Raw genomic sequence first — 22,089 nt, 5'->3', positions numbered from 1 at the left:
GACCAAGCCCATGGACCGCCTGCTCTGCGGCGACGTGGGCTTCGGCAAGACCGAGGTTGCCCTGCGCGCGGCGTTCAAGTGCGTGGACGGCGGCCGCCAGGTCATGGTGCTGTGCCCCACGACCATCTTGGCGCAGCAGCATTACGAGACGTTCTTCGAGCGCTTCGCGCCGTTCGGCGTGGAGGTCGAGGTCCTATCGCGCTTCCGTACCCCCGCGCAGCAGCGCCGCGCGCTCGCGGCCTTCGCCGAGGGGCGCGTCGACGTGCTCATCGGCACCCACCGCCTGCTCTCCGCCGACGTCAACCCGCATGAGCTCGGCCTGGTGATCATCGACGAGGAGCAGCGTTTCGGCGTGCAGCACAAGGAGCAGCTCAAGAACATGCGCGAGCAGATCGACGTGCTCACGCTCTCCGCGACGCCCATCCCGCGCACGATGCAGATGGCCATGAGCGGCGTGCGCGATATGAGCCTCATCACCACGCCGCCCACCGGCCGTCGCCCCGTGGCGGTGCACGTGGGCGAGTACGACCCCGATGTGGTGAGCGCGGCCATTCGTTTGGAGATCGGCCGCGGCGGCCAGGTCTACTACGTGTCCAACCGCGTGAAGACCATCGACGACGCCGTTGAGCGCGTGCTGGAGGCCGCGCCCGAGGCGCGCATCGGCGTGGCGCACGGCAAGATGAGCCCGCGCGAGGTCGAGGACGTGATGGTGCAGTTCGCCACCAAGAAGATCGACGTGCTCATCGCCACCACCATCGTGGAGAGCGGCATCGACAACGCGAGCGCCAACACGCTGATCATCGAGGACTCGCAGCGGTTGGGCCTGGCGCAGCTCTACCAGCTCAAGGGCCGTGTGGGGCGCTCCGCCACGCAGGCGTACGCGTACTTCATGTTCCCCGGCGAGCTGCCGTTGACGGAGGAGGCAACGGCGCGCCTGACCGCGCTCTCCGAATTCCAGGACTTGGGAAGCGGCATGCGCATCGCCATGCGCGACCTCGAGATCCGAGGCGCCGGCTCGCTGGTCGGCGCCGAGCAGCACGGCAACCTGTCGAGCGTGGGCTTCGATCTGTTTACGCAGATGCTGGGGCAGGCGGTCGCGGAGGCACGCGGCGAGGGCGCCGGCGACGTCGAGCAGGCGACCGTGGGCATCAACCTGCCTGCGGACTTCTTCCTGTCCGAGGAATACGTCCCGGCGGTCGACCGTCGCGTTCTGGTGTACCGCAAGCTCGCGGCTGCGGACATGCTCGAGCAGGTCGACGAGCTCCAGGAGGAGTGCGAGGAGACGTTCGGTGCCCTGCCCGAGGCGGCGCAGAACCTGTTCGACCGCACGCGCATCCGCATCCGCGCCGACAGGCTTGGTCTCGAGAGCGTTGCGCTCATCGCGGGGAAGCTCACCTACCAGGGCGTTGACGTGCCCAAGGGCGTGGCGTTCGATCTGCGCACGAAGCTCGGCGCGATCGCCTTTCCCAAGACGCGAAAGTTCACGGTCCCCTACAAGGCGGGGGCGGGCAGCGGCAGCGGCGTCGGTCGCGGCATCAACGCCGATGTGGCCGCCGGCGGCATGGGCCCCGTGCAGGCGGCCTTGGGGATTCTGGCTCAGCTCGGTCCGAGCGGTGACGACGACTAGGCGCGCCCCGGGTTGTGCTCGACTCGTGGTGCGCCTTTTGAGGATGGCGTATACCGGGACGCGGGGCTCTTCTGCTCGATGATCTCCGGCCAGGTGGCGGTCGGGCCGAAGAGGGGGTTTCCGGGCGCCTTGTACTGGGTGATGTAGCGGGAAGAAAGAAGGTCAAACAGGTACGTGATGGCGTACTTCGAGTAAACCCCTAGCTCATCGATGCCGTCTCCTCGCCCGCTCAGGTAGTACGCCTTATCAAAACGCGAAGCGGTGTCTTTGCTGGAAAACGCCGTGATGAGCACCTTCTTCGCCGTTCGTCCCCACATGCGTTCGTCAAGTTCGCGTGCGAACATGCCCGAGACCGAAACCACGATGACCAGGGAATCGTGGTAGGTCTCGACGCGCATCGGCGGCTTACCGTTGTCTTGAGTGTTGAGGCGCACGATCTTTCCTGCAAAGAACATCTCTTGTTGGAAGCGCATGAGATTTCCGCTCACATTGTTGGTGCAGAGCAGCTCGACATTGCGATGTTGGGCTATCTCGTATGCGAGTTCGTCGAGAAGGGCATCGGATATTCTGCTCTCCACTTCCGCATACATCTCCATCATGCGAATATCGAGCTCAGCACGATATTCGTTAAAGCTGAGATTAGGGTCGCGGTGCCTGAAGTCCGAGGGGAAGACCAGTTGAGAAAAAGAGTTCTTGAGTTCGCTCAGGCTCTGGTACCCAAGGCGGTTGCAGAAACGGCGAACAGCCGATCTCGTCACGTGCGCGCGCTCTGTTATGGCGCTCACGTTGATGGCCTCGGAATTGCGGAGGTTGGAAATAAGGTAGCGCGCAATGGCGACATCGTTGCCGTCGCGCTCCTCGTTGATTATTGAACTGATGATGTTTAGCAGGCCAAAGCCGTGATTGCTCAAGATGACCCCTCGCGAACGGTCTCCAAACAGTGGTTCATTTTATGAATCATAGCAGGCAAATTCCTTTTCTATACTTCAAATCAGATGGCGCCATGTTCGAAAAAGGGCGGGAAAACCGCCTGCGTAAAAGGAGGGGAGGATGGTCGCATGAATGTTCAGGGACACGCGAATCTGCAGTTACCGGACTTCTTGTGGGGTTCTGCCACGGCGGCATATCAGTGCGAAGGTGCTTGGGACGAGGATGGCAAGGGGCTTGGCGAGTGGGATTATTTCAACCACACGAGCGCCAAGAACATCAATAACGTCGACGGCGACGTCTCGTGCGATTTCTATCATCGTTACGAGGAGGATATTCGGCTGTTGGCAGAGGGCGGCCAGAACACTTATCGATTCTCTATCGCGTGGAGCCGCATTTTGCCCGATGGGGTCGGTGAGGTCAACGAGGATGGCGTCGCGTTCTACAATCGCGTGATCGATTGTTGCGTCAAGTACGGTGTCGTCCCGAATGCCACGCTGTTCCACTATGACCTTCCCTATGCCCTGGCCTGCAAGGGCGGCTGGCTCAATGCGGATGTCGCCAAGTGGTTTTGCGACTACGCCAAGATCTGCTTTGAGCGCTTTGGCGACCGCGTGAAGGTGTGGGCAACCATCAATGAGCCCCATTTCTATAGCTACTGCGCGAATATGCTGGGCAACTACCCGCCCAACAGATCCCTCGACATGCAGTCCTTTATGCAGTATCAGTACCACCTGATGCTTGCCAGCTCCATGGCCGTACGCGCATATCGGGAGATGGGCGGCGACGGCATCATCGGCGTCGTGCACGACGGCGGTGTGGTCGAGGTCGATCCGGCTGCGGAGCATCCCGAGGAGGTGTTCCGCGGTGCCGACTTCATGGCGAATCGCATGATTCTCGCTCCATGTTTGCAGGGCAGGCTTCCCGAGGAAATGGACGAGATGCTCCAAAAGCTCGACGTCTTGCTGTATCGCGTGCCGGGCGACGAGGAGATCTTTGCCCAAGGCGTTGGCGACTACATCGGCTTGAACGTCTATTGCCGCGAGTACGCAACGGACTGGCGCGGTGGAGCGACCCAGGTTTCCGCCAACAACAAGGGCGGAGCGAGCAAGAAGCTCGAGGGGAAGGTGATCGCACCGCTGTATCAGACCACGTGCGATCCGAATGTTCCCCGCAACAAGTGGGGACGCGAGATTCTTCCGCGTGTCATGTACAGCACGATCATGGACATCGCGGAGCGCTACGGCAACCCGCTGATGTTCATCACGGAAAACGGCCACGGTGCCTACGAGGATCCCGACGCCGAGGGCATGGTTCACGACGACGAGCGCATCGAGGTACTGGATCAGTTTATCGAGCACATGATGCGCGCTCGCGCGGAGGGTGCAAACGTCCACGGGTATTTCGTATGGTCAACGATGGATTTGTACAGCTGGATCAACGGTTACCAGAAGCGCTACGGATTGGTTCGAGTCGATTTCGACAATGATCTGAAGCGTGTTCCCAAAAAGAGCTGGTATTGGTATCGCGATCTGATCAACGGCTATCTAAATCAAAGCGAATAGGAGGCGTGAAATGAAATACGAGAAGATGTCGCACTCTATTCTTGCCGCGATTGGCGGTGTGGAGAACATCTCGTCCGTCACGCATTGCGCGACCCGCTTGAGGATTGATGTAAAGAAGCTCGATGCAATCGACCTCGATGCGGTCAAGAAGGCGGAATATGCGCTTGGAGCCGTGGTGAGCGGCGGCCAGCTGCAGGTCATCATCGGTCCGAACGTGACTGAGGCATACAACGATTTCCTCGAGGTCGCGGGCATCGATTTCGGTGCAGGTGTCGTCGCAGACGATGAGGGCACGATCGCCGACATGGCCGCCTCGGTGAAGAGCAACGGTGCGGTCGGCATTGTCGAGAAATTCGGCAACATCACCGCCCAGATCTTCATGCCCATCGTCCCGGCGCTTATCGTCGGCGGTCTGATCCTTGCCATTAAGAACCTCCTGGTCAATTACTGCGGGTTTAGCACCGATAGCGGCACGGCGCAGGTGCTGCTGGCGATCTTCGACGCGGCCTTCACGTTCCTACCCGTCTGGATTGGCTATCAGCTTGCCTCCATTCTCAAGATGCAGCCGATCATGGGCGCGCTTCTCGGCGCGATCATGGTGAGCCCGTCGATCAGCGGCGTTGAGGGCCTCGATTTTCTCGGGATGCCTATTCCGGCGATCGGCTACGGTGGAACTGTCGTGCCCATCGTGCTCGGCGTCGTGTTCATGTTCGCGGTTGACCGCTTGCTGCAGAAGGTCATCCCCGATGTTGTGAAGTTGTTCGTCAAGCCGCTGCTCACCATGTTCATCATTGTCCCCGTGACGCTTCTGGCTCTCGGTCCTGTCGGTTCCATGATGGGTTACGCGCTGAGCGACGCCGTTACGTGGCTTATGGGGCATGTCGCGGTGATCGCCACTCCGATATTTGCCGCGATCAACCCGTACCTCGTCATGCTTGGTCTCGATAAGGCCTTTATCGCAATCGAAGTGAATAGCCTTGCCCAGCTTGGATACGCGCCTATTATCTTCGGCTTCATTTCGAACCTGTGCATCGGAGCTACCTGCCTGGCGCTTGCGAGCACCATCAAGGGAGATTCTGCTCGTAAGGGCATGGTGACCACCTTTGGCATCACCGCGCTGTGCGGCGTTACCGAGCCGGGATTCTACGGCGCGCTCATCGAGCGTCCCCGTCTGCTTCTTGGCACTGCTATCGGCGCCCTGTCTGGTGGTCTCATCGCCGGCATTTTCGGGCTCGTTGAGTACGTTGCCGGCGCCTGTCCCGGTCTGCTCTCGGCGTTGATCTTCATCGCCCCGGACGGCGGTATGGATAATTTCTTCCTCGCCTGTGTGGTCGCCGCGGTGAGCATCACGGTGTCTTTCATCGCGACGCGGGTGATCATAGCCAAGTTTGAGAAGTAACTTACCTGAGGAACAGTTCGCTTGGGTTCCCGTTTGGCTGGTTGATCGGGCGGCCCGCTCCCGTGGCGTGACCGTTTGAGTTTGTTGAGGGCGGTCCGCTTGAGAGAGCTCTGCCTGCACTTCGCTGGCTGAAGATCGGGGCATGTGCTCCGTCCTCGATGCGTGCGTCGAGGACGGAGCTTTTATATGGCGAAATCTCTGTATGCGAACCATGGGGGTTGTGGATGCAAGTTCGTTTTGGATATTGTCTTGTCCTGCTTGGCGCTTTGCTGTGGGGTGGCGTAGGCGTCTTTTCGCGCACTCTGGGTCAAATGGGCCTGACTGCGATGGAGGTTGCGGCACTCAGGATGTTCGTCGCCAGCATATTTCTCGTCCCGATTCTCTTGGCGATGGGGGCAATCAGGGATTCCGAGAGGGCGGGAAGACGGGGGTTCCTTCGGCTTTTCCGAATCTCACCTCAAGGGCTGTTTTGGAGCGCGCTTGTTGGTGTTTTTGGCCTCGCCCTGTCCAGTGCGACCTACTATATATCTATAGAGCATATTGGCATGTCAACCTCTTCGGTGCTCATGTGCACGTCTCCTATGTTCGGCATCGTGCTCGGTCGCATACTATACGGCGAGGGGATAACCAATCAAAAAATCGTCTCACTTGTTTTCAACGTCGCGGGTTGCACACTTGCCGTCACGGGCGGCGCGCTCGAGATCGAGTCGATATCCCCAATTGGAGTTGGAATGGGCGTTTGCTCTGGCTTGATGGGATGCCTGCTCACAATGTTCAGCAAGGCGGCAACACGTTACGCCCGGCCGCTCACTGTCGTATTTTATGGCTTTGTGGCCGGTGGCGCCCTTTTGTCCGCCTTCGCGAACCCGTTTGCGAAGATAGCTGGGGGCATGCCATCCGGGTTCTACTGGGTCGCAGCCGCTTTCGGCTTGTTCCCAACGGTCCTCGCGTACTTTTTCTATATGACTGGGCTCTCAAAGGGGCTTGAGGCATCCAAGGTCCCCGTGATCGCCACGTTCGAAACGGTGACGGCCGTGATACTCGGCGTTGCCATATTCAGAGAGCCGTTTGGCATGGGAAAGCTGATCGGCGTCTGTTTGGTCCTGGCTTCCATCGGCATAATGAGCACCGATGTGGCGGCTCAGCGCAGAAAGCTTCTGGAAAGGGTCCGTTCCGTGTAGTGCGCCGTAGGTGCGAGGGAAGGGTTCGGTTGCGATCGGTTTCGCTTCTGAGCTGTGAGATGGTCGGTTAAGACCAAGGCCCGACCCCTTGCGGGGCCGGGCCTTGGTCTTACGAGGCAATGATGCCGGACTTGTACTAGTCCTCGGCGATCTCGGTGATGGCACCGGCGGGGCAGGCGTCCTGGCAGGCACCGCAGGCGACGCAGGAATCCTCGTCGGCGACGGTGGCGACGTCGTTCAGCTCGAGAACGCCGGCAGGGCAAGCGTCAACGCAGACGCCGCAGGCGATGCACTCGTCAGCATCAATAATCGGATGAGCCATGATAAACCTCCTCTGTTGCGCCCGGTGCCACAGGCGAAGAGGCAACGGGTCTTTCTCAAAAGAAAGATACCACGCGGCTCCTTCAATGCAAGTCTTCGCAAGGTCCAATCGCGACCGTTCACCGAGTCAGCCAAGGCTGACTGTTGTGGATGCTGCATGGGTTGCACGCGGAAAGTATTGATCATTTACCACTCCCGCATTTCACTCGCCCTTCCCACGCTGCCGGCCGAACTTCCGCGCACGTGCCTCCTGATTTTCCTCAGTGTGTGTCCGATAATACGCAAATGCGGGGATAAAATTCGAATCGGGGAGTATCGTTCCGTTTTGGTTTATAAAACCTGCAGGTACAGGCTTTGGTCGTTATATCGCTACTTGCCCATGCCGAATATTAACCCCGCATTTGCGTATTTTTATCTTTCCCACTGCCGTTGGTGGCCTTTTTTCGCTTGGTGAAGTGCCCCGGTTTGCGTCGGGCCTTGTTGTCGAGCCTACGTTTCTTGAGTTCTTGTGCGGTCGGCTCCCTTGTGAGGCCGAGCCAGTCACCAAAAATGTCTGCACGTAGGTTGTTCTCGGCAATGAGTTGCCTTGAGGTCTTGTTTGGCCATACGATCCCGAGTTTCTCTGACAGCAACATGAGCAAAACTGCGAACTTATGCTGGTCACGAAGCTGGTCGCTCGTGATCAGGGTCACCCCGTGCCCCATTGCTTGCAGGGCAGTAGCCCGAAGCGCATCTTTCGTGCCCGCGCCGACTCTGTCGTGGACAATCTTGCCCTGGCATTCGAGCATCCACTCCCTTGTGCCGGCTGGAGACACCACGCGTAGGTCAATCTCGGCGCCAGGTTTTCCCGTGAGGATTCCTGCGCCATGTGAGTATTTGACCAGATAGTTGTTCTCGAAGTGCTGATAACCTTGCCCTCCAAGCGCAGGATCCATCCATAGCAACATGGAAATCTGAGCCTCTAGCGGGGAGGCGGTCATGCCGCTCACGCAATCGAGGGCTCGCTCGAACAGCTTGTGTCCTCGAACCCCCTTGATTCTTGCGGCAAAATCTCGAAGAGTTGACAGGTTTGTCAAGGGTGGCCGCGTCCACAGCTTCGAAGGCTTACCGTCTTCCGATGAAACGCACGACCAGCCGTCATGCACGTCGGTTGCGTGGCGAATGAACAGTTCGTTTGAGAGCGCCTCGCTTGGCTCGTACAGGGTGAATCTCCCACACATTTCGTACATTGCCATAACAAGCTGATTGAAGGTCAAGGTTCGTGAGAGCGTGAAGAGCGTGAGCTCGGGCGATGCGACGTGGAAGCCGTGCAAGGTTTCTCTAATGCAACCGCGGAGAAGTTCACGGTCGATCACATGGAACCGAAGCGTCACACCATGCGAGCGTTTCTGCGCGCTGTCCGTAATCACATGTAGGGGTGTGCCTAGGACTTCCGTTACGAGAGGCTCTTTGCGCAGGGTATAGTAGCGTGGATCGCGGCTATATAAATGCAGTGGGGGACACGCCTCGAGGAAGCGGGGCGGTGTGCGGTAGTACTTATAGGCGGTCTTATCGCAAATGATGCTTTCCTCGGTAAAGATGTCGATTGCCATGAGGGCCTCCCAGGGACCTGAGCGGAATGAGGACGTGTATTGGAGCTGAGGCGACCTGATGTGCTTGATTGATGTGCTTGCGAGATGCTTAAAATACGCAAATGCGGGGTTAGTTTCGGCAACGCTAGATACGCGAGAAAAATGACATGCTATCTACCTGCGGATACGCTGAATAGTAGAACCTTTATACCCGCAGGGCCTCGAAAACATCCCCGCATTTGCATATTTAGCGATTGAGGTGGGGGCGGACGCACCCGAATTAGACGAAAACTCTCCATGAGCGCACGGGACTCGGAGCTCATGCTGTGCTTGCGGGCACGCTTCCCGCGCGATGCATTGCCTTATGCCTTGGGTTGAGTTGTGGAGGATAAGAAATCTTATATGAATTGACTTAGATTTTGTATAACTCGGTGCATAAGGGGATACACTATGCCATGAGCAAAACGCAGAAGCGCCGTGAGCATCCGCAAATGTGCGCCACGCAACCCAAGGAAGGGAAGTAACTATGAGCAAGATTCTCGGTATCGACCTGGGCACCACCAACTCCGCCATGGCCGTTCTCGAGGGTGGCAGCCCCACCACGATCGTGAATGCCGAGGGCGACCGCACCACCCCGTCCGTCGTTGGTTTCCGCGCCGAGGGCGACCGCATCGTGGGCAAGGCTGCTAAGAACCAGGCCGTCACTAACCCCAAGAACACCGTCTTCTCCATCAAACGCTTCATGGGCCGCAAGTTCTCCGAGGTCCAGGACGAGCTCAAGACCGTGCCCTACGAGGTCAAGGAGGGCAGTAACGGCCGTTGTGTCGTCATAATCGACGGCGAGGAGTTCACGCCCGAGCAGATCAGCGCTATGACGCTCGCCAAGATGAAGGCCGACGCCGAGAAGTATCTTGGCGAGCCCATCACCGAGGCCGTCATCACCGTCCCCGCGTACTTCAACGACGCCCAGCGTCAGGCCACCAAGGACGCCGGCCGCATCGCCGGCCTCGACGTCAAGCGAATCGTCAACGAGCCCACGGCCTCCGCGCTCGCCTACGGCCTCGACAAGCAGGACAAGGAGCAGAAGGTCCTCGTCTTCGACCTCGGTGGCGGCACCTTCGACGTTTCCCTGCTCGATCTTGCCGACGGCGTGTTCGAGGTCCTCGCCACCAACGGCGACAACCACCTGGGCGGCGACGACTGGGATCAGCGCGTCATCGACTGGATGGCCGACAAGTTCCAGTCCGAGAACGGCGTCGACCTGCGCAAGGATCCCATGGCATTGCAGCGCCTGAAGGAGGCCGCCGAGAACGCCAAGAAGGAGCTCTCCGCTGCTCAGCAGGCCGTCATCAACCTGCCCTTCATCACCATGAACCAGTCCGGCCCGCTGCACCTCAACTACACCCTCACCCGCGCGGAGTTCGAGAAGATCACCCGTGACCTGCTCGAGCGCTGCAAGGCTCCGGTCACCAAGGCACTGAACGACGCGGGCGTCTCCCTCTCCGAGGTTGACGAGGTCATCCTCGTCGGTGGCTCCACCCGTATGCCCGCCGTGCAGGAGCTCGTCAAGAACATGACCGGCAAGCAGCCGAACATGTCCGTGAACCCGGACGAGGTCGTCGCCAACGGCGCGGCGGTCCAGGGCGGCGTGCTCACCGGTGACGTTGAGGGCATCCTGCTGCTCGACGTGACCCCGCTGTCCCTCGGTGTCGAGACCATGGGCGGCATCATGACCAAGATGATCGACCGCAACACCACGATCCCGACCTCCAAGACCGAGATCTACTCCACGGCTGCCGACAACCAGACCTCCGTCGAGATCAACGTGCTCCAGGGCGAGCGCGAGCTTGCCCGCGACAACAAGTCCCTCGGCAAGTTCCAGCTCTCCGGCATCCCGGCCGCCCGTCGCGGCGTCCCGCAGATCGAGGTCACCTTCGACATCGACGCCAACGGCATCGTGAAGGTCTCCGCCAAGGACAAGGGCACCGGCAAGGAGCAGTCCATCACGATCTCCGGCTCCACCGCGCTTTCCGATGAGGAAGTCGATCGCATGGTGAAGGACGCCGAGTCCCACGCCGAGGAGGACAAGAAGCAGAAGGAGGAGGTCGAGGCCCGCAACCAGACCGACTCCCTGTGCTACTCCACCGAGCAGACCCTCGCCGAGCTCGGCGACAAGGTCTCCGGCGACCTGAAGTCCAAGGCAGAGTCCGCCATCGCGGACGCCAAGAAGGCGCTTGAGGGCTCCGACATCGAGGCTATCAAGGCGTCCGGCGAGGCTCTGCAGTCCGTCGCCTACGAGCTCGCTCAGATGGTGTACGCCGATGCCCAGGCCGCCGGCACGGGTGCTGACGGCGCCGCCGCTTCCGACGACGTGGTCGATGCCGACTACGAGGTCGTTGACGACGAGGAGTAGGTTCCCCGCCCGCGAGTCCAAAACCCGCGGTAAACATGGATGAAAGGGGCGGCCGGCCTGCCAGCTGGCGAGTCGGCCGCCTAGGCTGTAAGGAGACGGACGTGAAGATACCCGTGAAGGATGCCGTGGAGGCGTCCGATCAGGCACCTGAGCCCGCCGAACTGGTTGTTGAGAAGGAGGAGGCCGATATGGCCGAGGAACCTGCTGAGATGACCGAGGAAGAGATGGTCGAAGCCGCTATTCGCGCTGGCGAGGAGGCTGCTGACAACGACTTCAAGCTCAAGTACGAGAAGGTCGAGGCAGAGCTTGCCGAGCTCCGCGAGCAGCTTGCCGCTGCCGAGGATTCCAAGACGGCAGCCGAGGCCAAGGCCGCCGACGCCGTGAGCCGTCACGCGCGCCTGCAGGCCGATTGGGAGAACTACCGTCGTCGCACCGCGCAGGAGCGCTTGGACGAGCGCGCCCGTGCAACCGAGAAGCTGGTCGAGGCCCTGCTTCCGGTCGTTGATGATATGGAGCGTGCGCTCGATCACGCGCGTAGCCAGGAGATGGCCGAGGACTTCAAGCAGTTCGTCGACGGCGTCGATGCCGTGCGCGCCAAGCTGCTCGGCGTGTTCGACCGCGAGGGCGTTGAGCCCATCGATCCCAAGGGCGAGGCCTTCGACTGCAATATCCACCAGGCAGTCGGTCGCGTTGAGGACGCGTCTCAGTACGATGAGACCGTGAACGACGTGTATCAGAAGGGCTATCGGATGGGCGGCAAAGTGCTGCGTCCCGCTATGGTCACCGTGACCTACGGCGGCGACAAGCGCCCCGCGCCGGCGCCCGAGGCCGACGCTGCGGAAGGCCAGGCCGAGGAATCGGCCGAGTAAGTAGCGTTTCGACCTGCGCGTGTTCGATGGGCCCTCAGTACGGGTCCACGCGGCACGCGTTTTCGATTGATCAGGCGGGGCCCTGGGACGATAGCCCGGGGCCCTTTTTAAGAAGGGAGGGTTCACATGCCTTCATCTAAGAGCTTCTACGATGTCTTGGGCGTATCGAAGAACGCCTCCGATAAGGACATCAAGTCGGCTTTTCGCAAGCTCGCGCAGAAGTACCATCCCGATCGTGGCGGCGATGAGGCCAAGTTCAAGGAGATCTCCGAGGCGTACGAGACGCTCTCGAACCCCGAGAAGCGCAAAGAGTACGACATGATGCTGCAGTTCGGCGGCATTCCCGGGCAGGGCGGCTACGCATATTCGGGCGGAGCGGGCGGTCCCTCGATGGCGGACGTGTTCAGCAGCATGTTCAGGGGCGAGGGCGTGAGCGGCGCGTACGGAGCCGATCCCATCAATTTCGATTTCGGCGATATGTTCGGAGGCGGCCGTCCCCGCGCGCGCAAGGGCAGCGATTTGAAGGCGACCATCGACGTCACCTTCGACGAGGCTCTGCACGGCGCTCGCCGCAACGTGACGCATCGCATCCCATCCACGGGTGAGAGCGACAGCATAGAGGTGACGATACCCGCCGGCTGCTACGACGGCATGAAGGTGCGTTATCGCAACCATGGCGAATACGGCGTGAACGGCGGCCCGCGCGGCAACATGCTGATCGAGTTCCGCGTGGCCGAGCATCCTGTCTTCAAGCGCCGCGGCAAGACGGCGGACGTCTCGGTGGAGGTGCCGATCTCCATCTACGAGGCGGCCCTGGGCTGCACGGTCGACGTGCCCACGCCCGCCGGCAAGAAGCTGCGCCTCAAGGTGCCCGCGGGCACGCAGACGGGCAAGAGCTTCCGCTTCAAGGAGATGGGCATGCCCGACGCCAAACGCAGCGGCCACACCGGGGCGCTGCTCGCCAACGTGACCGTGCAGGTTCCCACGAGCCTGACCGAGAAGGAGCGTGCCGCTCTTGAGAAGCTGCGCGACTCCGACGACCGGCCCTATCGCACCAAGCTGCACGTGTAATTGGGGACGGGTGCACATTACACATGGCCGAGCCCCGGGGCGCTCCGCTCCGGACCGCGAAAGCCGTACAATGGACAACATCGACCGAGTTGGATGAGCGAGACGGGGGAAGCATGACCGAGGAGAGCCGCAACAAACCGCTATACATGATTTCCGTGGCCGCGGAGCTCACGGGCATGCATCCCCAGACCCTGCGTGTGTACGAGTCCAAGGGCCTGGTCAACCCCAAGCGCTCCGGCGGCAACACGCGCCTGTACTCGCAGGCGGACATCGAGCGCCTGGAGCTCATCAACCAGCTCACCGATGAGGGGATCAACCTTGCCGGCGTCGTGCGCATCCTCGATATGAAGGAACGCGCCCAGGAGCGCGAGCGGGAGGCGGAGGAGCTCCGTGCCCGCGTCCGCAAGCTCGAGGAGGAGCTACACGAGCTCAAGATGCAGAAGCGCATCACCGCGCTTGCCCCGCGCGACGGTTCCTCCGATCCCGAGAAGGTCCTGCGTGGCCTGCTCTCCGGTGGTGACTTGTAAAACCTCAATTCGGGGACTACCCCTCAATTGAGGTTTGCGGTGCGGGGCGAAAGGGACGCGGGCAAGAAGGGGAGCGGCGATGGTTGGGGAGAACGGCGAGATGAGCGGTGCGCCCTCAGGTGAGAATTATCGGTTCTTCAATCACAGCGCCTGCGAGTTCTACCCGTGTCACGATATGCCGGCCGAGGATCTGAACTGTCTGTTCTGCTTTTGCCCGCTGTATCGCCTGGGCGAGGATTGCGGTGGGAACTTCACCTATATAGACGGTGCCGATGGCGCGCGTATCAAGGATTGCAGCGCCTGCACCGTTCCGCACCGTCGCGAGAATTACGATTACATCTTGAGCCGGCTGTGAGCTGGCTGATGCTCGAGCGATGTTGGGCGGTGCCGCCGGACTTGCGGGATCGCGTTGCTCATCCTGCGGGGTCGGCGTGCATCGACTATGCCTGACCCCTCATTTATACACTAAGAAAATCTTATGTATTGAGACTTAGATTCTGGTATAAATCAAGCGTGCCTCGGCAACAATATCTCTCGATAACACAGTGCGCCGCCCCGTAGGGCGGCCTGATGCAACCCTGCGGCCTGGTTCGACTCGGCCACTTCAATCGAGGGACAGTTCCTAATTTGAGGTGGTGGCCAAGAGGGTTGCGAGAGAGGGTGATTCCATGAGAATCGACAAGCTTGCCGTGACCTCGCGGGAGGCGCTGCAGAGCGCCATCGGCATCGCGGCCGATGCGCAGGCCGGGGCGGTGGAGCCTATCCACTTGCTCGCGGCCCTGCTCAACGGGGGCGAACGCAACATCTCCGTCATAATCGAGCGCATCGGCGCCGATCCTGCCCGGCTCGCGAGCGCGACCCAGGCGGCCATCGATCGAGCTCCCAAGGTCGAGGGGGTCCAGCAGCAGCTCTCGCGTGATCTTACGCGCGTGCTCGACCGTGCGGAGAAGAAGGCCGCCAAGATGGGCGACAACTTCGTGGTGACCGAGCACCTGCTCATGGCGCTCGCCGAGGATAAGGGCGAGGCGGGCCGCATCTTGGCGGATGCCGGCGTGACGCGCGAGCGCATCGAGGAGGTCTACACGGAGCTTCGCGGTGACGACCGCGTGACCTCGGCCGATTCCAAGACCGAGTTCGAGGCCCTTGAGCAGTACGGCCGCAATATCTGCGACTTGGCGCGCGCCGGCAAGCTCGACCCTGTCATCGGCCGCACCGAGGAGATTCGGCGCACCATCCAGGTCCTCTCCCGCCGTACCAAGAACAACCCGGTGCTCATCGGCGAGCCCGGTGTGGGCAAGACCGCCATCGTGGAGGGCATCGCCCAACGCATCGTGGCGGGCGACGTGCCCAGCACCCTGCGCGACCGCGACCTTATCGAGCTCGACATGAGCGCGCTGGTGGCGGGTGCCAAGTTCCGCGGTGAGTTCGAGGACCGCCTGAAGGCCGTGCTCAAGGAGGTCGAGAAGTCCGAGGGCCGTGTGATCCTGTTCATCGACGAGCTCCACACCATCGTGGGCGCCGGCGCCACGGAAGGATCCATGGACGCGGGCAACATCTTGAAGCCCGCGCTCGCCCGCGGCGACCTGCACGCGATCGGCGCCACAACGCTGGACGAGTACCGCAAGTACATCGAGAAGGATGCGGCCCTCGCCCGCCGTTTCCAGCAGGTGTTCGTTGGCGAGCCCAGCGTGGAGGACACTATCTCCATCCTGCGCGGCCTGAAGGAGAAGTACGAGATCTTCCATGGCGTGCGCATCACCGACGGTGCACTCGTGGCCGCCGCCGATCTCTCGAGCCGTTACATCGCCGACCGTTTCCTGCCCGATAAGGCCATCGACCTGGTGGACGAGGCGGCCAGTCGTCTGCGCATGGAGCTCGACTCCATGCCCGTCGAGATCGACGCCATCACGCGTCAGCTCACGCAGATGCAGATCGAGGAGCAGGCGCTCATGAAGGAGAGCGACGAGGCTTCGAGGGAGCGCCTGGATGCGCTGCGTCAGGACATCGCCGAGGTCCAAGAGAAGCTCAACGTCGCCAAGGCCGGCTGGCTCAACCAAAAGAACGCCATCGACCGTGTTCAGGAGCTCAAGGCCCAGCTGGACGAGGCCCGCGGCGAGGAGGAGCGCGCCACGCGCGAGGGCGATCTTGCCCGCGCCTCCGAGCTGCGCTTCAGCGTGATCCCGGGGCTCGAGTCCCAGGTGCGCGAGGGCGAGGAGATGCTCGCGGCGCAGAAGGAGGGGGAGAACTCCCTTAAGGAGGAGGTCACCTCCGACGAGATCGCCGAGGTGGTGAGCTCGTGGACAGGCGTGCCGGTGGCGAAGATGATGCAGGGCGAGCTCGAGAAGCTGCAGGGCCTCGAGGAGCAACTGCACGAGCGCGTCATCGGTCAGGATGAGGCCGTGCGCGCCGTCGCCGCCGCCGTGCGCCGCAGTCGCGCCGGGCTCTCCGATCCAGACCGCCCCATCGGCAGCTTCTTCTTCCTCGGACCCACCGGCGTGGGCAAGACCGAGCTCGCCAAGGCGCTCGCCGAGTGCCTGTTCGACGACGAGCGAGCGCTCGTGCGCATCGACATGTCCGAGTACATGGAGAAGTTCAGCGTCCAGCGCCTCATCGGTGCCCCTCCCGGATACGTGGGGTATGACGAGGGCGGTCAACTTACCGAGGCCGTGCGCCGCCGCCCGTATTCCGTCATCCTGCTCGACGAGATGGAGAAGGCGCACCCGGATGTGTTCAACGTGCTGCTCCAGGTACTCGACGACGGTCGCCTCACGGACGGCCAGGGCCGTCAGGTGAGCTTCAAGAACACAATCATCATCATGACGAGCAACGTCGGCTCGAGTGCGATCGCCGAGAACGCGGGTCATGACGACGCTGAGATGCGTCGCCAGGTGGATGAGGCCATGAGCCACACGTTCAGGCCCGAGTTCCTGAACCGCATCGACGACATCGTGGTGTTCCACCCGCTCGGCATGGCCCAGATCGAGAAGATCGTCGACATACAGCTCGCCGACGTGCGCGCCCGCCTCGCGAAGGAGCGCATGACGCTCGTAATCTCGCCTGAGGCCAAGCAGGCGCTCGCAGAGGGCGGCCTGGATCCCGTCTACGGCGCCCGCCCGCTCAAGCGCCTCATCCAGCGCGAGGTGGTCGACGCCATCGCCCGCGCCATCATCGACGGGCGCGTGCGCGAGGGCGGCGAGGTGAAGATCGACGTTGACGGGGACGGTTCGTTCGTCGTCGCGTAATTAGGGCGGCGCTGGCAGTTGTCTAAGAGTGGGATGGGCCGGAACTCATGTGTTCCGGCCCTCCTTTTTGAGTTTTGGCTAGACAGCTTTATTGAAATGAGTTCGAAGGGGATTGCAGGTTGTTTTGCATGTTAAGCCCTAGATATGGCTTAAACTTAATAGGCAGTTCGTTCTACCCTGGAAAACGCGTTGGAGAGACGACTTGACGATTAAAGAAATTGCGGAAATGGCCGGGGTATCAAGCGCGGCGGTTTCTCGATATCTTAATGGGGGATATATTAGCGATGAAAAGCGTGAGCGCATCCGTCGCGTCATCAAAGAGACGGGCTACGTTCCTTCGTCGCAAGCTCGCGCACTTCGCACGAAGCGGGCACGGCTTGTAGGTGTCGTCGTTCCAAAAATTAGCTCAGAATCTATTGCTCGCATTACCGCTGGAATTGGTCAAGTCCTATCTTCCCGCGGATACCAGATGCTTCTGGCGGATACCGGGAACGACCCAAAGAAGGAAATCGAATACCTCGATCTGTTCGATGCATATCCTGTAGATGGGATAATACTCGCGGGTACCGTTATATCCAAGCAGCATAGGTCTTTCTTTAATCGCTCCCATGTCCCCATTGTTGTTATTGGTCAACGTGTTGAAGAAGTTAGCTCTGTTTTTCACGATGACTATGGAGCGGCAAAAGAGCTGGGGGCCTCCATTGCCCGCTCTTTGCCAAGCGGTGCGCGTGCAGCCTATATCGGCGTGACGCGTGATGATGTCGCAGCGGGCGCGGCTCGAGAAGACGGTATGCTCGCGGGCCTGCGGATGGGCGGATGTAGAGTGGACGAGCGTGATGTTGTCCACGGCGATTTCACGTCCGACTCCGGGCGATCTCATGCATTGTCTTTAATTAACAGCGGCAAAGGGCTTGACCTGATCGCCTGCGCAACCGATTCGATTGCGGCGGGTGTAATGGGCGCGGTTCAGCAAGCGCAGCGTGCGGGCACACTGCAATTCTCATCGCCGGTTGTAAGCGGATTCGGCGATAACCGCGTCATTTCGGCGATTACGGGAGGAATTCCGACAGTTCATTTTGCTTACTTGACCAGCGGACTCAAGGGCGCTGAAATCCTTCTGGAGGCAATTGAGGGCAAGAGCCAGGTTCCTGTTCAGATGCAGCTTGGCTTTGAAGTGTGCATGCCTACGCGCTCATTCAGGTGAAGAGAAGCGTTTAGCTGCTGAGTATGAAACCGTTTACAGATAAAATATAACCGTTTACGGAAAGGCAGCAGGGAGATGTACGAATAAAAGTGAAATCGATTACAGTCTAATTAGCAAGTCAAGGAGGATGAGATGCCGTCCCGTGAATTCATAAAGCGTTATCGCAAAGAGGTTGACCGCCAGATGCGGCAAGATGACGGACGCTTTCGTCAGCATATCCACGTGGCTCCTCTCGTGGGTTGGCTCAATGACCCCAATGGGCTTTGCGAGCTCAAGGGGACTTTCCATGCTTATTTTCAAGCTTCCCCGTTTGATGCCCGCGGCGGTTTGAAATGTTGGGGACATGCCACGTCCAAAGACCTGATTCACTGGACATATGAGGATCCAGCGCTTGAACCGGATTGCTCATATGATCGGGATGGGGCTTACTCTGGCTCGGCATTAGTTGAAGATGGGCACATGAGCCTGTATTACACTGGCAATGTAAAGAGCGCCAACGCGCAATGCGATTACATCACCAGCGGGCGTGAAGCCAATACGATTTTGACGCGGAGCGAAGATGGTTTCGCTTTTGGTGCCAAGCAATTGCTTATGACACAGGCAGACTATCCGAGCAACTTGACGCAGCATGTTCGCGACCCCAAGGTGTGGCGAGCAAAAGGCGAAGAGCTCGAAGCCTCGGTTCGTTTGGGCTTGGGTCCGTATTTCATGTTGCAAGGGGCCAGAACGCTTGAGGACAAGGGCGAAGCTTTACTGTTTTCCTCACCAGATGGATTTGAGTGGCAGTTCTTGCAAGCCCTAAGACAAGTCGACTCAAAAGGCTATATGTGGGAGTGCCCTGACTACCTTTTTGTAAAAGCAAATGACTTCTCAAGCGCACCCAAGCACATCCTCTCCGCCTCTGTTCAGGGGCTTGCCGAGCAGATGGACCGAGCTGCCAATTCACATCAGTCTGGTTACTTCCATTTGACGACATGGCCGTGGAACGACTCCAGTGAGGTGGAAGGCGATTTCACGCCCTGGGACTATGGCTTCGATTTTTATGCACCTCAGAGTTTTGTTGCCGATGATGGCCGAGTGATCATGATGGCGTGGATGGGAGCGGTTGATGAGTGCACATTTGATAATGAGCCAACGGTTACGCGAGGTTGGCAGCATTGTTTAACGATACCGCGCGAAGTGGAACTTGGACCTGACGGAAAGGTAAGAACCCCTCCCGTCAGGGAGCTCTTCAGCTTGCGAAACAACCCTTGCATCGAAGCCGAAGGACACCTTGGGCTTGATGAAACCGAGTGCTTTGACTTGGAAATCGATGGCATAGGAACTAAAGGCGCCCGCGTGGTCATTTCCAATCAGCTCGTAGTTTCGCTCAGTGATCATGAGCTGACGGTCCAATTCGAAAAAACGGAACGGGACTCAATAGGTTGCGGCAGAACGGTGCGAAAAGCGCTGGTTAATGCAGGATCATCCCTTCGTATTATCGGCGATGCCTCAAGCATCGAAGTCTTCGTTGATCAGGGGGATACATGCCTATCTACGAGGTATTACCCCAAGGAGTACGGAATTGATGTGCTATCGCCCGGGAGCCGAATTGCCTGTTGGAAATATGAGACGGAAGAGTGAGGATGAGCTCATGAGCATGTTTCCCGAAGTCCGCGATGAAGATGTATACGAGTACCGTTGTCAGAAGGAGATTTGTTACGCGCAATACTGCAAGGAAATCCGTGCGTCCGATGATTCAGAGAAGATATCGGTAAAAACGCCGATTGGATATGTGGATTGCTATTTGTATCGCCCAGCGGAAACGAGTCCTTGCGCTGTCGTATTTAACTTTCACGGTGGCGGCATGGTTTTGGGCTATTGGGAGCTGGATGCGCCCTACTGCAGGGATCTTGCCAAGGCGGCTGGCGCAATTGTGGTGAATGTGGATTATCCTTTGGCGCCTGAGTACCGACACCCAATCGGGCACCGAATGGCGTACAAGGCGGTGCGCGGAGTCATCGAGCATATCGAAACATCCGATATGGCGGGGTTGCCCATTATGGTGGGAGGAAGTTCTGCGGGCGCAAATGTTGCTGCTGGAATAAGCCAATTGGCGTACGAGGACGGGAACGTGGTCATTGCTGGTCAATATCTGAACTATCCCGTTGTTTTATGGGACTTACAGGGGCTCTCCGCCCCCGATCCGTCAAAGGCAATTCCCATTTCCCGCATGAGACAGTATGCCGCTTGGGCATTTGAAAACGAAAGCCAGATGGGAATGCCCCTCGCCTCGCCGCTCAATGCTAGGGCATCGGTGTTCCCTCCAACGCTCATTAACGCTGCGTCTTATGACAGCTTGTGCCCGGACACGGTCTTGTTTGCAGAGAAGCTTGGCAAAGCGGGGGTTGAGATTGACCTCAAAGTATTTGAGGAATGCATGCACGGTTTCACACATAAAGATCTAAGCGAATATCGGCCTGAGGACGCTCAGGATGCATGGGCTCGTATCGCAGGATTTATACGCAACCATTCATAGGGAGGGGTAATGAGAATCGAGGAAGTACATCTTGAGGGAAGCCGAGATGCATCTTTTGCCGCGTATCTTCTCGATCCTGAGATCTCATACCAGCAGGTCAAAAAGCGCCCGCTCATGGTAATTTGCCCAGGCGGTGGATATTTGATCCATGCGATCAAAGAGCAAGAGCCAATTGCCATGCGCTTTTTAGGCCTTGGTTACCATGCAATTGTGCTGCGGTATTCGAAGTATTTTATGACGCGCCCACAGTCATCAGAAGCGCCGATTGAGACTAATCCCGAAAGCGCGTATCCCGGCCCGCTCGTTGAGCTTATGCGGGCGGTTGCTTGGGCGCGGGACAACGCAGAGCGATTCGCAATTGATGCAAGCCGTATATACGTTATTGGGTTTTCAGCCGGAGCCCATCTTGCTGGCAGCTTGGCAGAGCATTGGGCAGACGAGGATCTTCTTGCGAGAATTCCCGACGCATCTCCTGAAGACGTGAAGCCCCGGGGAGTAATCATGGGGTACCCGATGATCGGCGCCCAAGAGCTGCTCACCCGTGATGCATCAAAGGTGCCCGCTTCTTTTGATTGGCAGCGTCCGCATATCGCGCGAGCGCTGTTCGGTACCGACGCGCCAAGCTCAGGGCAGCTTGATGCCATCGATTTGCGTAAACACATCCGCCCCGATATGCCGCGGATGTTCGTATGGCAGACAGGCGAAGACCAGATCGTCAGCGCGGCAGAAACTGCGGAATTCGCCTCGGGGCTTATTGATGCGGGCGTTTCGTGCGAACTGCACATATTCGAGTCGGGACAACACGGAATGGCGTTATGCGACGAAGCGTCTGCCGGCAGTGCGAAAGACGTGGATGCTTGCGCTGCGATGTGGGTCCCCATGGTTGAGGCGTGGCTGCAAAAGGACATGCCCAGCAAAAAATAACAAGGTGTCAACACGAGCAAGGAAGGCTCGTCGAGAGAAAGGTTGAAACATGGCGGATTATGCAGAGACAGCAAAAGGGGTGCTGGCGGCCATTGGCGGTGCGGGAAACGTGACGCACGCGACCCACTGCGTGACGCGCCTTCGGTTCAACGTGCGCGATAAAGAGCAGGTTGATCGAGAAGCCGTCAAGGACGTTCCAGGGGTGCTGGGTGAGCAGTTCTCTGGTGAGCAGTATCAAGTCATCATCGGCGCCACGGTCGCAAAGGTATATGAGGAGGTGTGCGCACAGGGCGGTTTCCAGCAACAGGCTGCCATCGATGAGAATTTGGATGGCGAAAAGAAGCCAGTTAGCCTTAGGCGCCTTGGCTCTGAGATTCTCGATGGCCTGTCGGGGACTCTTGTACCCATGCTTCCGGCAATTGTCGCAGCCGGTCTTCTGAAGCTAGTTGTATCGCTGTTTGGCCCGGCGGGCATGGGTCTGATGTCCGAGGGCAGCGACCTGCTGACGCTCTTCACGGTTTTGGGCGACGCCGCCTTCTACTTCCTGCCCATGATCGTCGCCTATACGGGCGCTCAAAAGTTTGGCGGCAATCCTGTGCTTACAATCACGATTGCTGCGATCATGATGCATCCGACCATCGCGGGACTTGCGGCGGAAGGCGCTCAGTTTACCGTTTATGGCATCCCCGCAATTATGGTTAGTTACGCCAACAGCGTGTTCCCTATGGTC

General features: G+C 59.3%; 18 protein-coding genes. 15 read left to right on the top strand and 3 right to left on the bottom strand.

Annotated elements, in window-relative coordinates:
* Positions 1 to 1,627, top strand: a 1,627-nt coding sequence (locus tag ACT8II_RS05525) for a DEAD/DEAH box helicase (protein ID WP_443813260.1), incomplete at its 5' end; no start/stop codon positions are given.
* Here ACT8II_RS05525 and ACT8II_RS05520 read toward each other — a convergent pair.
* Positions 1,624 to 2,538 (bottom strand): MurR/RpiR family transcriptional regulator, encoded by a 915-nt coding sequence (locus tag ACT8II_RS05520; protein ID WP_443813258.1) that lies wholly within the window; start codon positions 2,536 to 2,538, stop codon positions 1,624 to 1,626. The two genes, ACT8II_RS05525 and ACT8II_RS05520, sit on opposite strands and share 4 nt — an antisense overlap.
* Positions 2,539 to 2,685: 147 nt before the next feature.
* On the opposite strand from ACT8II_RS05520, the gene ACT8II_RS05515 reads away from it, so the two are divergent.
* From ACT8II_RS05515 to ACT8II_RS05505, 3 genes are all read left to right on the top strand, one after another.
* Positions 2,686 to 4,119, top strand: a complete 1,434-nt coding sequence (locus tag ACT8II_RS05515; protein WP_443813256.1) for a glycoside hydrolase family 1 protein — start codon at positions 2,686 to 2,688, stop codon at positions 4,117 to 4,119.
* A gap of 10 nt (positions 4,120 to 4,129) precedes the next feature.
* The gene (locus ACT8II_RS05510) at positions 4,130 to 5,518 is read left to right on the top strand and encodes a PTS transporter subunit EIIC (protein ID WP_302742102.1); all 1,389 of its coding nucleotides are present in this window, start codon (positions 4,130 to 4,132) and stop codon (positions 5,516 to 5,518) included.
* 158 nt (positions 5,519 to 5,676) lie between these two features.
* On the top strand, positions 5,677 to 6,699 hold the full coding sequence (locus tag ACT8II_RS05505) for a DMT family transporter (protein ID WP_118653437.1): 1,023 nt from the start codon (positions 5,677 to 5,679) through the stop codon (positions 6,697 to 6,699).
* Positions 6,700 to 6,835: 136 nt separating this feature from the next.
* Here ACT8II_RS05505 and ACT8II_RS05500 read toward each other — a convergent pair whose 3' ends face one another.
* A complete protein-coding gene (locus ACT8II_RS05500; protein ID WP_039910702.1) occupies positions 6,836 to 7,021 on the bottom strand; it encodes a DUF362 domain-containing protein in 186 nt (61 codons plus the stop codon).
* A 388-nt stretch (positions 7,022 to 7,409) separates the two neighbouring features.
* Positions 7,410 to 8,612: a hypothetical protein gene (locus tag ACT8II_RS05495; RefSeq protein ID WP_330006434.1), complete on the bottom strand. Its 1,203-nt coding sequence runs from the start codon at positions 8,610 to 8,612 to the stop codon at positions 7,410 to 7,412.
* 505 nt (positions 8,613 to 9,117) lie between these two features.
* Between ACT8II_RS05495 and dnaK the strand changes: the two genes are divergently transcribed.
* The 11 genes from dnaK to ACT8II_RS05440 form a co-directional block, all read left to right on the top strand.
* The gene (gene dnaK, locus ACT8II_RS05490) at positions 9,118 to 11,004 is read left to right on the top strand and encodes a molecular chaperone DnaK (protein ID WP_443813252.1); all 1,887 of its coding nucleotides are present in this window, start codon (positions 9,118 to 9,120) and stop codon (positions 11,002 to 11,004) included.
* Between the two features lie 101 nt (positions 11,005 to 11,105).
* Positions 11,106 to 11,873, top strand: a complete 768-nt coding sequence (locus ACT8II_RS05485; protein WP_118653440.1) for a nucleotide exchange factor GrpE — start codon at positions 11,106 to 11,108, stop codon at positions 11,871 to 11,873.
* A 126-nt stretch (positions 11,874 to 11,999) separates the two neighbouring features.
* Positions 12,000 to 12,944, top strand: a complete 945-nt coding sequence (locus ACT8II_RS05480) for a DnaJ C-terminal domain-containing protein (RefSeq protein ID WP_443813251.1) — start codon at positions 12,000 to 12,002, stop codon at positions 12,942 to 12,944.
* 113 nt (positions 12,945 to 13,057) lie between these two features.
* A complete protein-coding gene (locus ACT8II_RS05475) occupies positions 13,058 to 13,471 on the top strand; it encodes a heat shock protein transcriptional repressor HspR (protein WP_443813250.1) in 414 nt (137 codons plus the stop codon).
* 79 nt (positions 13,472 to 13,550) lie between these two features.
* Entirely contained in the window at positions 13,551 to 13,826 is a 276-nt protein-coding gene (locus tag ACT8II_RS05470; RefSeq protein WP_443813249.1) for a cysteine-rich small domain-containing protein, read from the top strand.
* A gap of 313 nt (positions 13,827 to 14,139) precedes the next feature.
* Entirely contained in the window at positions 14,140 to 16,713 is a 2,574-nt protein-coding gene (gene clpB / locus ACT8II_RS05465) for an ATP-dependent chaperone ClpB (RefSeq protein WP_443813247.1), read from the top strand.
* Between the two features lie 202 nt (positions 16,714 to 16,915).
* Positions 16,916 to 17,917, top strand: coding sequence for a LacI family DNA-binding transcriptional regulator (locus ACT8II_RS05460; RefSeq protein WP_118653445.1), 1,002 nt, complete (start codon positions 16,916 to 16,918; stop codon positions 17,915 to 17,917).
* Between the two features lie 132 nt (positions 17,918 to 18,049).
* Positions 18,050 to 19,540 (top strand): glycoside hydrolase family 32 protein, encoded by a 1,491-nt coding sequence (locus tag ACT8II_RS05455; RefSeq protein ID WP_118653446.1) that lies wholly within the window; start codon positions 18,050 to 18,052, stop codon positions 19,538 to 19,540.
* Positions 19,541 to 19,550: 10 nt separating this feature from the next.
* Positions 19,551 to 20,435, top strand: coding sequence for an alpha/beta hydrolase (locus tag ACT8II_RS05450; RefSeq protein ID WP_158574806.1), 885 nt, complete (start codon positions 19,551 to 19,553; stop codon positions 20,433 to 20,435).
* 9 nt (positions 20,436 to 20,444) lie between these two features.
* Positions 20,445 to 21,359: an alpha/beta hydrolase gene (locus tag ACT8II_RS05445; protein WP_118653448.1), complete on the top strand. Its 915-nt coding sequence runs from the start codon at positions 20,445 to 20,447 to the stop codon at positions 21,357 to 21,359.
* Between the two features lie 49 nt (positions 21,360 to 21,408).
* Positions 21,409 to 22,089: PTS transporter subunit EIIB (locus tag ACT8II_RS05440; protein ID WP_443813246.1), on the top strand; the 681-nt coding region annotated here is incomplete at its 3' end.

It is taken from the genome of Collinsella sp. (assembly GCF_052346665.1).
Taxonomy (GTDB): domain Bacteria; phylum Actinomycetota; class Coriobacteriia; order Coriobacteriales; family Coriobacteriaceae; genus Collinsella.
This window is presented reverse-complemented; position numbering and strand designations above follow the sequence as displayed.

Bases quoted from the DNA above. Each gene is read 5' to 3' on its own strand.
- ACT8II_RS05475 (WP_443813250.1), top strand. From the start codon at position 13,058: ATGACCGAGGAGAGCCGCAACAAACCGCTATACATGATTTCCGTGGCC.
- ACT8II_RS05510 (WP_302742102.1), top strand. From the start codon at position 4,130: ATGAAATACGAGAAGATGTCGCACTCTATTCTTGCCGCGATTGGCGGT.
- ACT8II_RS05480 (WP_443813251.1), top strand. From the start codon at position 12,000: ATGCCTTCATCTAAGAGCTTCTACGATGTCTTGGGCGTATCGAAGAAC.
- clpB (WP_443813247.1), top strand. From the start codon at position 14,140: ATGAGAATCGACAAGCTTGCCGTGACCTCGCGGGAGGCGCTGCAGAGC.
- ACT8II_RS05455 (WP_118653446.1), top strand. From the start codon at position 18,050: ATGCCGTCCCGTGAATTCATAAAGCGTTATCGCAAAGAGGTTGACCGC.
- ACT8II_RS05505 (WP_118653437.1), top strand. From the start codon at position 5,677: ATGCGTGCGTCGAGGACGGAGCTTTTATATGGCGAAATCTCTGTATGC.
- dnaK (WP_443813252.1), top strand. From the start codon at position 9,118: ATGAGCAAGATTCTCGGTATCGACCTGGGCACCACCAACTCCGCCATG.
- ACT8II_RS05495 (WP_330006434.1), bottom strand. From the start codon at position 8,612: ATGGCAATCGACATCTTTACCGAGGAAAGCATCATTTGCGATAAGACC.
- ACT8II_RS05450 (WP_158574806.1), top strand. From the start codon at position 19,551: ATGAGCATGTTTCCCGAAGTCCGCGATGAAGATGTATACGAGTACCGT.
- ACT8II_RS05500 (WP_039910702.1), bottom strand. From the start codon at position 7,021: ATGGCTCATCCGATTATTGATGCTGACGAGTGCATCGCCTGCGGCGTC.
- ACT8II_RS05470 (WP_443813249.1), top strand. From the start codon at position 13,551: ATGGTTGGGGAGAACGGCGAGATGAGCGGTGCGCCCTCAGGTGAGAAT.
- ACT8II_RS05445 (WP_118653448.1), top strand. From the start codon at position 20,445: ATGAGAATCGAGGAAGTACATCTTGAGGGAAGCCGAGATGCATCTTTT.
- ACT8II_RS05515 (WP_443813256.1), top strand. From the start codon at position 2,686: ATGAATGTTCAGGGACACGCGAATCTGCAGTTACCGGACTTCTTGTGG.